This window comes from Pseudomonas algeriensis (genome assembly GCF_048847255.1).
Taxonomy (GTDB): Bacteria; Pseudomonadota; Gammaproteobacteria; order Pseudomonadales; family Pseudomonadaceae; genus Aquipseudomonas.
The window spans coordinates 302,496-315,453 of sequence record NZ_JBKKRK010000004.1 but is presented as its reverse complement, the minus strand read 5'-3'; the positions used below and the strand labels follow the sequence as shown (position 1 = coordinate 315,453).

General features: G+C 60.5%; 14 protein-coding genes. 10 read left to right on the top strand and 4 right to left on the bottom strand.

The annotated features are described in order from the left end of the window. The gene (locus ACLK1G_RS08840; RefSeq protein ID WP_420765090.1) at positions 1-1,320 is read left to right on the top strand and encodes an OprD family porin; all 1,320 of its coding nucleotides are present in this window, start codon (positions 1-3) and stop codon (positions 1,318-1,320) included. A gap of 83 nt (positions 1,321-1,403) precedes the next feature. On the opposite strand, the gene hepT is transcribed toward ACLK1G_RS08840, so the two are convergent. Together hepT and mntA are read right to left on the bottom strand one after the other, a co-directional pair. Continuing rightward, positions 1,404-1,832, bottom strand: coding sequence for a type VII toxin-antitoxin system HepT family RNase toxin (gene hepT / locus ACLK1G_RS08835; RefSeq protein WP_420765089.1), 429 nt, complete (start codon positions 1,830-1,832; stop codon positions 1,404-1,406). Further along, positions 1,822-2,217 (bottom strand): type VII toxin-antitoxin system MntA family adenylyltransferase antitoxin, encoded by a 396-nt coding sequence (gene mntA, locus ACLK1G_RS08830; RefSeq protein WP_420765088.1) that lies wholly within the window; start codon positions 2,215-2,217, stop codon positions 1,822-1,824. The genes hepT and mntA overlap by 11 nt, the downstream gene beginning before the upstream one ends. A 330-nt stretch (positions 2,218-2,547) precedes the next feature. Between mntA and ACLK1G_RS08825 the strand changes: the two genes are divergently transcribed. From ACLK1G_RS08825 to ACLK1G_RS08795, 7 genes are all read left to right on the top strand, one after another. Then, positions 2,548-3,186, top strand: a complete 639-nt coding sequence (locus ACLK1G_RS08825; RefSeq protein ID WP_420765087.1) for a peroxiredoxin — start codon at positions 2,548-2,550, stop codon at positions 3,184-3,186. 298 nt (positions 3,187-3,484) lie between these two features. Beyond that, the gene (gene ssuE, locus ACLK1G_RS08820; RefSeq protein WP_420765086.1) at positions 3,485-4,078 is read left to right on the top strand and encodes an NADPH-dependent FMN reductase; all 594 of its coding nucleotides are present in this window, start codon (positions 3,485-3,487) and stop codon (positions 4,076-4,078) included. 91 nt (positions 4,079-4,169) lie between these two features. Next, the gene (locus ACLK1G_RS08815) at positions 4,170-5,135 is read left to right on the top strand and encodes a sulfonate ABC transporter substrate-binding protein (RefSeq protein ID WP_217860588.1); all 966 of its coding nucleotides are present in this window, start codon (positions 4,170-4,172) and stop codon (positions 5,133-5,135) included. A gap of 24 nt (positions 5,136-5,159) precedes the next feature. Next, entirely contained in the window at positions 5,160-6,308 is a 1,149-nt protein-coding gene (gene ssuD / locus ACLK1G_RS08810) for an FMNH2-dependent alkanesulfonate monooxygenase (RefSeq protein WP_420765085.1), read from the top strand. A gap of 7 nt (positions 6,309-6,315) precedes the next feature. Continuing rightward, positions 6,316-7,098: an aliphatic sulfonate ABC transporter permease SsuC gene (ssuC, locus tag ACLK1G_RS08805; protein WP_420765084.1), complete on the top strand. Its 783-nt coding sequence runs from the start codon at positions 6,316-6,318 to the stop codon at positions 7,096-7,098. Further along, complete coding sequence (gene ssuB / locus ACLK1G_RS08800; protein WP_420765083.1) at positions 7,095-7,901, top strand: aliphatic sulfonates ABC transporter ATP-binding protein; 807 nt, start codon at positions 7,095-7,097, stop codon at positions 7,899-7,901. The genes ssuC and ssuB overlap by 4 nt, the downstream gene beginning before the upstream one ends. Positions 7,902-7,926: 25 nt before the next feature. Then, the gene (locus ACLK1G_RS08795) at positions 7,927-8,142 is read left to right on the top strand and encodes a TOBE domain-containing protein (protein ID WP_003177394.1); all 216 of its coding nucleotides are present in this window, start codon (positions 7,927-7,929) and stop codon (positions 8,140-8,142) included. Positions 8,143-8,217: 75 nt separating this feature from the next. Here ACLK1G_RS08795 and ACLK1G_RS08790 read toward each other — a convergent pair whose 3' ends face one another. Together ACLK1G_RS08790 and ACLK1G_RS08785 are read right to left on the bottom strand one after the other, a co-directional pair. Next, positions 8,218-8,850: a TetR/AcrR family transcriptional regulator gene (locus tag ACLK1G_RS08790; RefSeq protein WP_420765082.1), complete on the bottom strand. Its 633-nt coding sequence runs from the start codon at positions 8,848-8,850 to the stop codon at positions 8,218-8,220. A 239-nt stretch (positions 8,851-9,089) separates the two neighbouring features. Next, positions 9,090-10,466: a glutamine synthetase family protein gene (locus ACLK1G_RS08785; protein ID WP_420765081.1), complete on the bottom strand. Its 1,377-nt coding sequence runs from the start codon at positions 10,464-10,466 to the stop codon at positions 9,090-9,092. Positions 10,467-10,744: 278 nt separating this feature from the next. On the opposite strand from ACLK1G_RS08785, the gene ACLK1G_RS08780 reads away from it, so the two are divergent. Together ACLK1G_RS08780 and ACLK1G_RS08775 are read left to right on the top strand one after the other, a co-directional pair. Continuing rightward, the gene (locus tag ACLK1G_RS08780) at positions 10,745-11,521 is read left to right on the top strand and encodes a gamma-glutamyl-gamma-aminobutyrate hydrolase family protein (protein WP_420765080.1); all 777 of its coding nucleotides are present in this window, start codon (positions 10,745-10,747) and stop codon (positions 11,519-11,521) included. Between the two features lie 40 nt (positions 11,522-11,561). Then, positions 11,562-12,920, top strand: coding sequence for a glutamine synthetase family protein (locus ACLK1G_RS08775; protein ID WP_030138097.1), 1,359 nt, complete (start codon positions 11,562-11,564; stop codon positions 12,918-12,920). The last annotated feature ends 38 nt before the right edge of the window (positions 12,921-12,958 follow it).

Genomic DNA, 12,958 nt, shown 5'->3' with positions numbered 1-12,958 from the left:
ATGAAGAAGTCTACCTTGGCCATGGCAGTGGCCTTTGGGGTATTGGCGCAGCAGGCAGGCGCCGCCGGTTTTATCGAAGACAGCAAGGCGTCCGTCAGTTCCCGCACGCTGTACTTCAACAACGACAACCACGAGACGGGCAGTGAAGACCTGCGCGAAACGGGCACTGGCCTTAAGTTCGACTACAAGTCTGGCTTCACGCAAGGTGTCGTTGGCTTCGGTATCGACGCCCAGGCTCTGGTGGGTATCCGTCTCGATGGCGGCAGGGGTCGTAACAACGGTTCCTATATGCCAGCCGATACCGACGGTGCGGCGGTCCACGAGTGGAGCCGTTTGTCCGGTAACGTAAAGGCTCTTTTCTCCAAGACCGAAGCTCACCTGGGCGGTGCCTTGGCGCCTAGCCTGCCGATCCTGGTGGCCAACGACAGCCGCCTGCTGCCGCAGACCTTCGAGGGTGGCACGATCACCTCCAAGGAAATCGACAACGTCACGCTCAACGCTGGTCAGCTGGAGCAAGCCACTGGCCGTGCATCGAGCAACAGCACTGGCCTGGCCGTGGCGGGCGGTACCCAGGACAGTAACCAGTTCCGTTACGCGGGTGCTGATTGGAAGGTCACCAAAGACCTGACGCTGCAGTACTACTACGCGAACCTGCAGGATTACTACAAGCAACACTTCCTGGGCGCGGTCCATGTTTTCCCGATCAGCGAAGGTCAATCCTTCAAGACCGACTTGCGTTACTTCGACAGCAGTTCGGATGGCCGCAACGGTGACCTGGGCTATCGCTTCAACAACAACGGTGGCTATGCCAAGAACCCGGGCGAGGTCGATAACAAGACCTGGAGCGCCATGTTCACCTACACCCTGGGTGGCAGTGCCTTCCTGTTGGGTCATCAACAAGTCGGCGATGACGGTGGCTTCGTCTACCTGAACCAAGGCAACGTGGTTGACGGCAACAACCGTCCTGAAGGTGCTGGTGGTGCGAGCTTCTACCTGTTCACCGACAGCATGATCAACGGTTTTGTCCGTGCCGGTGAGAACACCACCTTCGGCCAGTACTCCTACGACTTCGCTTCCATGGGCGTTCCAGGCCTGAAAGCCTCGGTTGCCTACCTGCGTGGCGACGACGTCAAGACCGCTAGCGGCACAAGCGATTACTCCGAGTGGGAACGCGACATGCGTGTGGATTACGTGATCCAGCAAGGCGCGTTGAAAGGCTTCGGTACTACTGTGCGTCACGGTAGCTACCGCAGCGGCGGTGTCGGCGACGACCAGGATCAAACCCGCGTAATCTTCAACTACACTTACAGCTTCATGTAAGACGTAGCGAAGTAAAAAAGCCCCGCCCGGCATCGCGCCCGGCGGGGCTTTTGCGTTTTTGGCTCAACGAGCCGGCTATCGCCTTATCCCCTGGGTTCCATCGCGTCCTTACGCAGGATGAATGCGCTGAACGCCAGGAAATCATCCAGATGGCCGGTAATGATCGCGACCATGATCGGCAATTGCAGGGCTTGGTAGTCATGCACGGCGATATTCCTGAACCCCACCATGTTCTTCAGGTTTTTCACCAGACCTTCTTCGACCCAACCGCCTTGAAAAAGCAACTCGAACGTATCGCGGGCGCTTTGCGGGACCCCCAATCGTTCACGCCGGATCAGATGCTGTCCCATGTCCAGCGCGGCTTCACAGGCACGCTGAATGTTCAGGACGGCCGAGTCCTGGCGAGTGAAATCCGTAGCAAAGGTAGCGGGGTCCTTCTCGTATTCCTCCCGCACCCTGGCAACGCAACGCTCGATGCTTGCTGCTTTATTGATCAGTACATCATCGACCATACACCCTGCCTTCTTCCTGGATATCCTTGAGCAGTCGCGCTCGAGCCTCATCGAGAGCAGTCTTCTCGCTGAGAATGAAGCATTCGAACAACCCCGCCTGTACGTCCTTGGCCCAGAGTCTTCGGCCTCGGGTCACGATCTGGTGCTGCATGACGGTGGAGGCCGCCCGTAGATCAATCAGATCCACCGGGTTGCCAGCGATGTCCGCCAAATCGCCTGAAAGTTGCCACAACGACACTGGGTCGACCTTGCCTGACAACAGCACAGCCAAATCCACATCACTGTCAGGCCCGGCGGTCTCCTGGGCGTGGCTGCCGAACAGGTAAACAGCCAACAGGTCAGGCAGATGATTTTGCAAGTGAGTCAACAAGGCATGAGCGTTCATGCTGCCTATCCTAGCCGCTCGTCCGGAGATCGCGTCAACAATTTCCGAAATGTACCTACAAAACAAAAAAGCCCCGCCCGGCACCACGCCCGGCGGGGCTTTTGCGTTTCGGGTCCGGCCCACCCCTGTAGCCTTTCCCGAACCTTCTCCTCTTTTTCAGCACTCGAGGCCTTCTCGAAACCTCGGGAATGATCCTGGGCCGCTATGCGCTGCGGCACCAGTGAACAGTTTTTTATATTTCTTAATGATCTAGATAAATGGGTATTCATTCTTTTTAAAGCAACGAAAAGCGGTGCACAGTTGGGCTCCAAAACATTCAGGAGCCGCATCATGAGCCTCAGACTCGGCGACATCGCCCCCGATTTCGAACAGGATTCCAGCGCCGGCAAGCTTCGCTTCCACGAATGGCTTGGCGACAGCTGGGGCGTGTTGTTCTCCCATCCGGCGGACTTCACCCCGGTGTGCACCACCGAGTTGGGTCTCACTGCCAAGCTCAAGGACGAGTTCGCCAAACGCGGCGTCAAGGCCATCGCCCTGTCGGTGGACCCGGTGGATTCGCACCACAAGTGGATAGATGACATCAACGAAACCCAGAACGCCGTTGTCAATTTTCCGATCCTGGCCGATGCCGACCGCAAGGTGTCCGACCTGTACGACCTGATCCATCCCAACGCCAGCGACACCTTGACCGTGCGCTCATTGTTCGTGATCGACCCGAACAAAAAAGTTCGTCTGACCATCACCTACCCGGCCAGCACCGGACGCAACTTCAATGAAATCCTCCGGGTCATCGACTCCCTGCAACTGACCGACAACTACAAAGTCGCCACGCCCGCCAACTGGCAGGACGGTGACGAAGTGGTGATCGTGCCGTCGCTCAAGGATGAAGAAGAACTCAAGCAGCGCTTCCCCAAGGGCTACCGTGCCGTGAAGCCCTATCTGCGCCTCACGCCTCAACCTAATCGTTGACGCAGAACCTGTGGGAGCGAGCTTGCTCGCGATGGCGTTTTACCGGCCTACATCGACGCTGGCAGCTCCGACGCTATCGCGAGCAAGCTCGCTCCCACAAATTGATCTTCAGTGCACCAAGGATTTTGGCCGTTTCGACGGCCTTTTTTATGTGCAACGAAAAGACAATCGCATAGTTCCATATTGAATAAGTAAATGAACAAATATGATTTAAAGATATATAAAAGCGCTGTTATGGTTTGGTCCATACAGCGAGATCGCCCACCGCGAATCGCATGACTCTTAAGGAATGGTTGGCATGTTGGTTGTCTCGCTCGGCGGCAGTCCCAGCCAGCGCTCACGTTCAGGTGTGCTGTTGGAGCGCTCGCAACGTTGGTTGCAGCATCAGGGTGTGGAAGTGGTGAGTTATCAGGTAAGGGACTTCCCGGCCGAGGATCTGCTCCATGCCCGCTTCGACAGTCCCAAGGTGGTAGACCTGCTGGCACAGATCGAAAACGCCGATGGCCTGTTGATCGCCACGCCGGTATACAAGGCGTCTTTTTCCGGTGCGTTGAAGACCGTGCTCGATCTGCTGCCGGAACGGGCCCTGGCCCACAAGGTGGTGTTACCCATGGCGACAGGCGGCAGCATCGCCCACATGCTCGCGGTGGACTACGCCCTGAAGCCGGTACTGTCGGCGCTCAAGGCCCAGGAAATGCTCCATGGGATTTTCGCCGAAGACAGCCAGATCGCATATGGCGAAGGCAGCGCCCAAGCGCAATTGACGCCGGCCTTGCAGCAGCGCCTGGACGAAGCGCTTGAGCAGTTTCACAGCGCCATGGCCCGTCGGCCGAGGCCGTTGGACCCCCAGGTATTGAACGAACGTTTGTTGAGTGCTCGCTGGAGCATCTGAACCCCGAACACTACTGATTCAACTCACCTTACTCAGCCGTCAACGGCCAAGCAGGTGCAGCCAAAACCCCACAGCAAAAAGGAGAGGCGCCATGCGCACTGTCATTTTGCGTCGCGGGCTGGTCGCTCTGTTTGCTGCGGCTGTGTCCTTCGGCGCCATTACCCAGGCTCAAGCCGAGACCTTGCGGATCGGTTACCAGAAATACGGCACCCTGGTGCTGCTCAAGGCCAAGGGTTCATTGGAAAAACGCCTCGCGGCCCAAGGCGTGGACGTGCAATGGACGGAGTTTCCCGGTGGCCCGCAACTGCTTGAAGGCTTGAACGTCGGCTCCATCGATTTTGGCGTCACTGGCGAAACCCCACCGGTGTTTGCCCAGGCCGCAGGCGCCGACCTGCTCTATGTCGCCTACGAACCCCCGGCGCCCACCAGCGAGGCGATCCTCGTGCCGAAAGGCTCGGCCATCCAGTCGGTGCAAGACCTAAAGGGCAAGAAAGTCGCCCTGAACAAAGGTTCCAACGTTCATTATCTGTTGGTGCGGGCACTGGAGGACGCTGGTCTCAAATATTCAGACATCCAGACGGTTTTCCTGCCGCCGGCCGATGCCCGTGCGGCGTTCGAGCGGGGCAGCGTGGACGCCTGGGTCATCTGGGACCCGTACCAGGCAGCCGCCGAACAACAGTTGCAGGCGCGCACCCTGCGTGACGGCAAAGGCATCGTCGATAACCACCAGTTCTACCTCGCGACCAAACCCTACGCGCAGAAAAATCCCCAGGTGATCACGGCCCTGGTGGAGGAAGTGCGGGCGGTGGGGGAATGGTCCAAGGCCAATCCTGAGGACGTGACCCAGCAGGTCTCGCCGCTGCTCGGGCTGCCGGCGGATATCACCCTGACGTCGGTGAAGCGCCAAGGCTACGGCGCGTTGTTCCTCACGCCGGAAGTCGTCGCAGCCCAGCAGAAAATTGCCGACAGCTTCTACCAGCTCAAATTGATTCCCAAGCCCTTGAGCATCAAGGACGTGATCTGGACGCCGCCGGCGGCCGTTGCGAACGCGCAGTAATTCGATCCCTTAGGAGACCACTCCATGAGCCTTAATATTTTCTGGTTCCTGCCCACCCACGGCGACGGCCATTACCTTGGCACCGCTGAAGGCGCCCGCGCCGTCGATCATGGTTACTTGCAACAAATTGCCCAGGCGGCCGATCGACTGGGTTTCGGCGGCGTGCTGATTCCTACCGGGCGTTCCTGCGAAGACTCCTGGCTGGTGGCCGCTTCCCTGATTCCGGTGACCCAGCGCTTGAAATTCCTGGTAGCCCTGCGGCCCGGGATCATTTCCCCGACGGTGGCGGCGCGTCAGGCCGCGACGTTGGATCGACTCTCGGGAGGACGCGCGCTGTTCAACCTGGTCACTGGCGGCGACCCGGACGAACTGGCCGGCGACGGGCTGTTCCTCGATCACGAACAGCGCTACCAGGCCTCGGTGGAATTCACCCGGATCTGGCGCCGGGTGCTGGAAGGCGAGACCGTGGATTACGACGGCGAACACATCAGCGTGAAGGGCGCCAAGCTGCTCTATCCGCCGATCCAGCAACCGCGCCCGCCGCTGTACTTCGGTGGCTCGTCGGAAGCTGCCCAGGACCTGGCCGCCGAGCAGGTGGAAATGGTGCTGACCTGGGGCGAACCGCCCGCAGCCGTCGCCGAAAAAATCCAACAGGTGCGGGCCAAGGCCGCAAAGCAAGGACGCACCGTGCGCTTCGGCATTCGCCTTCATGTAATCGTACGGGAAACCAACGCCGAGGCCTGGCAAGCGGCCGACCGCTTGATCTCCCATTTGGACGACGAAACCATCGCTCGCGCCCAGGCCTCCCTCGCGCGCTTCGACTCGGTGGGTCAGCAGCGGATGGCCGCGCTGCACGGCGGTCGCCGCGACAAACTGGAGGTGAGCCCCAATCTGTGGGCCGGTGTCGGCCTGGTTCGCGGCGGTGCCGGGACGGCGCTGGTGGGCGATGGCCCGACCGTGGCCGCGCGGGTGAAGGAGTACGCCGACTTGGGCATCGACACGTTCATCTTCTCGGGTTATCCACACCTGGAAGAGTCGTATCGGGTGGCGGAGCTGCTGTTTCCGCACCTGGACGTGGAGCGCCCGCAATTGCCGAAAAGCCAGGGCTACGTGAGCCCGTTCGGTGAGATGGTCGCCAACGACATTCTGCCCAAAGCCGCGTCCCAGAGTTGAGGCGGCCATGAAGAAAGTTATCCACAACCTGGCGCCGTGGGCGGTGCCGCTGCTGTTATTGGCGGTGTGGCAATTGTCGGTATCGGCCGGCTGGCTCTCCACGCGGATCCTGCCGGCGCCAGTGGCAGTGATCGAGGCTGGCGTGAGCCTGGTGCGCAGCGGCGAGATCTGGACTCACCTGGCCATCAGCGGTTGGCGGGCGGCGGTCGGCTTCCTGATCGGCGGCGGTATCGGCCTCGCGCTGGGCTTTATCACCGGCCTGTCGAAGTGGGGCGAGCGGCTGCTGGACAGCTCTGTGCAGATGGTGCGGAACGTGCCGCACCTGGCATTGATTCCGCTGGTGATCCTGTGGTTCGGCATCGACGAGTCGGCGAAGATTTTCCTGGTGGCGCTGGGCACGCTGTTTCCCATCTACCTCAACACTTACCACGGGATCCGTAACGTCGACCCGGCGCTGGTGGAAATGTCCCGCAGCTACGGCTTGTCCGGTTTCAGCCTGTTTCGCCAGGTGATCCTGCCGGGTGCCTTGCCTTCGATCCTCGTGGGTGTGCGTTTTGCCCTGGGCTTCATGTGGTTGACGCTGATCGTGGCGGAAACCATCTCGGCCAGTTCCGGCATCGGTTACCTGGCGATGAATGCCCGGGAATTCTTGCAAACCGATGTGGTGGTGCTGGCGATTCTTCTGTACGCCGTGCTTGGCAAGCTGGCTGACCTCGCCGCCCGTGGCCTTGAACGGGTCTGGCTGCGTTGGCATCCGGCCTACCAAGTGAACAAGGGAGGTGTCGCATGACCGCCCAACAACCACCGCGCCTGCTGCGAGGCATTCCGCTGGCGGTGCGCAATCTTCAGAAGACGTTTGGCTCGCGACAGGTATTGCGTGACATCGACCTGCATATCCCGGCTGGGCAGTTCGTCGCGGTAGTGGGGCGCAGTGGCTGCGGTAAAAGCACCTTGCTGCGTTTGTTGGCCGGGTTGGATCAGCCCTCGGGCGGCCAGTTGCTGGCCGGCTCGGCAGCGCTGAGCGCCGCGCGAGAAGACACTCGGCTGATGTTCCAGGAAGCGCGTCTGCTGCCTTGGAAGAAGATCATCGACAACGTCGGCCTTGGCCTGAAGGGCAACTGGCGGCCACAAGCCATGCAGGCGCTCGATGCCGTAGGCCTGGCGGATCGAGCCCATGAATGGCCGGCGGCGTTGTCCGGCGGCCAGAAGCAACGGGTGGCGTTGGCTCGCGCGCTGATCCATCAACCGCGCCTGTTGTTGCTGGACGAGCCCTTGGGCGCGCTCGATGCCTTGACCCGGATAGAAATGCAGCAACTGATCGAGCGTCTGTGGCAGCAACACGGCTTTACCGTGCTGCTGGTGACCCATGACGTCAGCGAAGCAGTGGCGATTGCCGATCGGGTCATCCTGATCGAGGACGGCCAGATCGGTCTCGACCTGGCCATCGACCTGCCACGCCCCCGTGCTCGCGGCTCGCATCGCCTGGCGAGCCTGGAAACCGAAGTTCTCAACCGCGTGCTGTCCTTGCCCGGCCAACCGCCGGAACCCGAACCCGTTTCACCCTTGCCCACGCAGTTGCGTTGGGCGCAATAACTTCATCCAGACAGGAATCGACACCATGACCATCAAAGCCATCAACGTACGCAACCAGTTCAAAGGCACCATCAAGGAAATCGTCGAAGGCGATGTGCTGTCGGAAATCGACGTGCAGACCGCTTCGGGCATCGTCACGTCGGTCATCACCACGCGTTCGGTCAAGGAGTTGGAGTTGGCGATCGGCAGCGAAGTGATTGCCTTCGTCAAATCCACCGAGGTGTCGATCGCCAAGTTGTGATCCGTGTTTTACCCCGGGCCCCGGACGGCGTGAGCCCTTCGGGGCTTATCGTTCCCACGCGGAGCGTGGGCACGATCAATCAGGGCGCTTGGGCAGATACGGTGGCAGATACAGCCCCAGGTACGCGTCAAACACACGCATCCCTTCTTCAGCCATTCGCGGAGTGATCTGGCCGTGTTGCTGGACCGAGCGGGCGTAGACGCGGTCGCCCAGTTCCATGGCCAGGGCGAATACGTCGACGTCGGAGGGGAGCGTCGGCAGCTCGAAATGCCGGGCGAACACGGTGTGCATCAACGCGCCCAGTTCCAGGTCGTGCTGGCGGTCAGCCTGGGTGACTTCGGTGAGGCCATGCTGGGCCAGGATCAGTTGCCGAGCGGCGGCGTCCTCGCTGTAGATCACCAGCATCCGTTGTTCCACCAGCCGCGACAGGTCGTGCCAATGGTCCAGCGCGCCATGGTCGATCGGTGCTTGCAGGCAGGCGCGAAAGGCGGCGTGAACGTCGGCGGTCAGGGCTTCGAGCAGTGCCGGGACGCTGGCAAAGAAGTGGTAGACGGAGGAGGGCGGGATCCCCGCGCGTTCGGCGACGCTGTAGATCGACAGGCTGGCCACGCCTTCGGCGGCAAGCAGCGTACGGGCGGCATCGAGGATCGAGTCGATCCGGGCCTGGCTGCGTGCGCGAGGTTTGCGAGGGGTGGCGATGCGCGTCATGGACGTCTCCTGCGGGGCTGCCGGGCATTGTACGAGTCGGCTCTTGTGTTGTCTGCCAGGCCGTCATCGCGAGCAAGCTCGCCCCCACATTGAGTGTGCGGTGCCCCTTGAATCATGTGCGCTGAAAATCCCTGTGGGAGCGAGCTTGCTCGCGATCGGCCGAAGGCGGCCACCCGCCCAGACATAAAAAAACGCCGCAGGCCATAAGGCCTGCGGCGTTTCTTTTTTACCGCAACCGCTTACACGGTATGCAGGTACCAGTTGTATTCAAGGTCGGAGATGGAATGTTCGAACTCTTCCAGCTCACTTTCCTTGCAGGCCACGAAGATATCGATGTATTTCGGGTCGATGTACTTGGCCATGACTTCGCTGTCGTCCAGTTCGCGCAAGGCATCGCGCAGGTTGTTCGGCAGGCTTTGCTCGTTCTGCTCGTAGCTGTTGCCTTCGACCGGCGCGCCGGGCTCGATCTTGTTGACCAGGCCGTGGTGAACGCCCGCCAGCACGGAGGCCATCAGCAGGTACGGGTTGGCGTCGGCGCCGGCAACCCGGTGTTCCAGGCGCACGGCATCGGCTGAGCCGGTCGGCACGCGCAAGGCCACGGTGCGGTTGTCCAGGCCCCAGGACGGCGAGTTCGGCACGTAAAACTGCGCGCCGAAACGACGATAGGAGTTGACGTTCGGGCAGAGGAAAGCCATCTGCGCGGGCAGGGTCTCGAGCACACCGCCGATCGCGTGACGCAGCGCGGCGTTCTGCTCGGGATCCTCGCTGGCAAAGATATTCTTGCCGTCTTTGTCCAGGATCGAGATGTGGACATGCAGGCCGTTGCCCGCCTGGCCCGGATACGGCTTGGCCATGAAGGTGGTGTCCATTTCATGGTCGTAGGCAATGTTCTTGATCAGCCGCTTGAGCAGTACCGCGTAGTCGCAGGCCTTGATCGGGTCGGCCACGTGGTGCAGGTTCACTTCGAACTGCGCCGGGGCGCTTTCCTTGACGATGGCGTCGGCGGGAATGCCTTGCTCCTTGGCCCCTTCGAGGATGTCCTGGAGGCAATCGACGTATTCGTCCAGGTCATCGATCAGGTAGACCTGGGTCGAATGCGGGCGTTTGCCGGAGATCGGTGAGCGGGGTGGTTGCGGACGGCCGTTCACGTTCTCCTGGTCGATCAGGTAGAACTCCAGCTCGAATGCCGCGCAAATGGTCAGGCCCAATTCGTCGAACTTGGTCACGACCTGACGCAGGACTTCCCGAGGGTCGGCGAAGAACGGGTCGCCTTCGAGTTCGTGCATGGTCATCAGCAGTTGCGCGGTCGGGCGCTTCTGCCAGGGTTCATTGCTCAGGGTGCCGGGGATGGGATAGCAGATGCGGTCGGCATCGCCGATGTCCAGGCCCAGGCCGGTGCTTTCCACCGTCGAGCCGTTGATATCCAGGGCAAATAGAGAGGCCGGCAGGTTGATGCCTTTCTCGTAAACCTTGTGGAGGCTGGTGCGTTCGATGCGCTTGCCGCGCACCACACCATTCATATCCGCAATCAGAAGGTCAACGTACAGAACCTCAGGATGTTCCTTAAGGAACGCGTTCGCTTCGTTAAGCTGAACGGCACGCGGGGGTACCGACATGATGCAACACCTTTGTTGTTAAAAATATCAATCATTGATCTCTTCGAAAGCCAGTCAACCCGAACGGCATGCCGAAGTCAAGCTGGGCCTTTTGTGCCCTAAAAAAGCACCCGAGGGGCATTTTTGAGGCAGTTTGGGGCGTTTTTTTTCTTTTGAGGGCCTTCGCGCCCGCAGGCTTGAGCGTGCCGTGTTGTATTTTTTACGGGGGTGTTGTGTAAAAAAATGAACAAGGCTAAGCTCGATTCAAACCCATAACAGCAATAATACCGGGGTGCTTCATGTCTCGCCTGCCGTTAATCGGCGTCACCACCTGCTCCAGGCAGATCGGTTTGCATGCGTATCACACCACTGGCGACAAATATGCCCGGGCTGTCGCAACAGCCGCCAAGGGTTTGCCAGTGCTGATTCCCTCCCTGGCGGATCTGTTCGCACCGTCCGATATTCTGGACGCCCTGGACGGTATTCTTTTTACCGGCTCTCCTTCCAATGTAGAACCTTTTCACTATCAAGGCCCGGCCAGCGCGCCAGGCACTGCCCATGATCCTGCACGGGATGCCATTACCCTTCCACTGATACGCGCTGCCGTCGATGCGGGCGTTCCGGTGCTGGGCATCTGTCGGGGTTTCCAGGAGATGAACGTAGCCTTTGGCGGTAGCCTGCATCAGAAAGTTCATGAAGTCGGAACCTTCATCGATCATCGTGAAGGCGACACCCAGCCGGTGGACATTCAATACGGCCCGGCCCATGCCGTGCATGTCCAGCCAGGCGGGGTCCTCGCGGCCCTGGGCCTGCCGCCGCACATTGAGGTCAACTCGATTCACAGCCAGGGCATCGAGCGCCTGGCACCGGGGCTGCGGGTTGAAGCGCTGGCGCCGGATGGCCTGATCGAAGCCGTCTCGGTTGTACAAGGCAAGGCTTTTGCTTTAGGTGTGCAATGGCACCCGGAATGGGCGGTAGGCTCTAATCCGAACTATCTTGCGATTTTCCAGGCATTTGGCGATGCCTGCCGAGCAAGGGCAACACAACGCGACGCCGATGCGTCAAACAACGCCTGACTACTAATAGCAGCCAGGAAACTCACGCCTAGAGGCATTTATGAGTAACAACCTCGACCAGCTCACCGATTGGTTGAAAGACCACAAGATCACAGAAGTCGAATGCATGATTGGCGACCTGACCGGCATCACCCGGGGCAAGATCTCGCCGACCAACAAGTTCATTGCCGAAAAAGGCATGCGCCTGCCCGAGAGCGTCCTGCTCCAGACCGTAACGGGCGACTATGTCGAAGACGACATCTATTACGAACTGCTCGACCCTGCCGACATCGACATGATGTGCCGCCCGGACGAAAACGCAGTCTTCCTGGTGCCCTGGGCCATCGAGCCCACCGCTCAAGTGATCCATGACTCCTACGACAAGCAGGGCAACCCCATCGAGCTGTCGCCCCGCAACGTATTGAAGAAGGTGCTCAAGCTCTACGCGGACAAGGGCTGGCAGCCGATTGTCGCGCCGGAGATGGAGTTCTACCTGACCAAGCGCAGCGACGACCCGGACTTTCCGCTGCAACCACCGATCGGCCGCTCCGGTCGGCCGGAAACCGGTCGCCAGTCGTTCTCGATCGAAGCGGCCAACGAATTCGACCCGCTGTTCGAAGACGTCTATGACTGGTGCGAATTGCAGGAGTTGGACCTCGACACGCTGATCCACGAGGACGGCACCGCGCAGATGGAAATCAATTTCCGTCACGGCGATGCGCTGTCCCTGGCCGACCAGATCCTGGTGTTCAAACGCACCATGCGCGAGGCCGCGCTCAAGCACGACGTGGCCGCCACGTTCATGGCCAAGCCCATGACCGGCGAGCCGGGCAGCGCCATGCACCTGCACCAGAGCATTATCGACAAGGAAACAGGCAAGAACGTCTTCTCCAATGAAGACGGGACCATGAGCGATCTGTTCCTGCACCACATCGGTGGCCTGCAGAAATTCATCCCTGAGCTGTTGCCGCTGTTTGCACCCAACGTCAACTCGTTCCGCCGCTTCCTGCCCGACACCTCGGCGCCGGTGAACGTGGAGTGGGGCGAAGAGAACCGCACCGTGGGCCTGCGGGTGCCGGATGCCGGGCCGCAGAACCGTCGGGTGGAAAACCGCCTGCCGGGCGCCGACGCCAACCCGTACCTGGCGATTGCCGCCAGCCTGCTGTGCGGCTACATCGGCATGGTCGAAGGCATCAACCCGAGCGCGCCGGTGGTGGGTCGAGGGTATGAGCGCCGCAACCTGCGCCTGCCGCTGACCATCGAAGACGCCCTGGAACGCATGGAGAACAGCACCACCATCGAGAAGTACCTGGGCAAGAAATTCATCACGGGCTACGTCGCGGTCAAACGGGCCGAGCATGAAAACTTCAAGCGCGTCATCAGTTCGTGGGAGCGGGAATTCCTGCTCTTTGCCGTCTGATGCGCCGGGCGGGGCTGCCATAGGCCCCGCCCTCATGG

Excerpts from the sequence above, each read along its gene's own strand:
- ACLK1G_RS08840 (WP_420765090.1), top strand. The coding sequence starts at position 1 with ATGAAGAAGTCTACCTTGGCCATGGCAGTGGCCTTTGGGGTATTGGCG.
- hepT (WP_420765089.1), bottom strand. The coding sequence starts at position 1,832 with ATGGTCGATGATGTACTGATCAATAAAGCAGCAAGCATCGAGCGTTGC.
- mntA (WP_420765088.1), bottom strand. The coding sequence starts at position 2,217 with ATGAACGCTCATGCCTTGTTGACTCACTTGCAAAATCATCTGCCTGAC.
- ACLK1G_RS08825 (WP_420765087.1), top strand. The coding sequence starts at position 2,548 with ATGAGCCTCAGACTCGGCGACATCGCCCCCGATTTCGAACAGGATTCC.
- ssuE (WP_420765086.1), top strand. The coding sequence starts at position 3,485 with ATGTTGGTTGTCTCGCTCGGCGGCAGTCCCAGCCAGCGCTCACGTTCA.
- ACLK1G_RS08815 (WP_217860588.1), top strand. The coding sequence starts at position 4,170 with ATGCGCACTGTCATTTTGCGTCGCGGGCTGGTCGCTCTGTTTGCTGCG.
- ssuD (WP_420765085.1), top strand. The coding sequence starts at position 5,160 with ATGAGCCTTAATATTTTCTGGTTCCTGCCCACCCACGGCGACGGCCAT.
- ssuC (WP_420765084.1), top strand. The coding sequence starts at position 6,316 with ATGAAGAAAGTTATCCACAACCTGGCGCCGTGGGCGGTGCCGCTGCTG.
- ssuB (WP_420765083.1), top strand. The coding sequence starts at position 7,095 with ATGACCGCCCAACAACCACCGCGCCTGCTGCGAGGCATTCCGCTGGCG.
- ACLK1G_RS08795 (WP_003177394.1), top strand. The coding sequence starts at position 7,927 with ATGACCATCAAAGCCATCAACGTACGCAACCAGTTCAAAGGCACCATC.
- ACLK1G_RS08790 (WP_420765082.1), bottom strand. The coding sequence starts at position 8,850 with ATGACGCGCATCGCCACCCCTCGCAAACCTCGCGCACGCAGCCAGGCC.
- ACLK1G_RS08785 (WP_420765081.1), bottom strand. The coding sequence starts at position 10,466 with ATGTCGGTACCCCCGCGTGCCGTTCAGCTTAACGAAGCGAACGCGTTC.
- ACLK1G_RS08780 (WP_420765080.1), top strand. The coding sequence starts at position 10,745 with ATGTCTCGCCTGCCGTTAATCGGCGTCACCACCTGCTCCAGGCAGATC.
- ACLK1G_RS08775 (WP_030138097.1), top strand. The coding sequence starts at position 11,562 with ATGAGTAACAACCTCGACCAGCTCACCGATTGGTTGAAAGACCACAAG.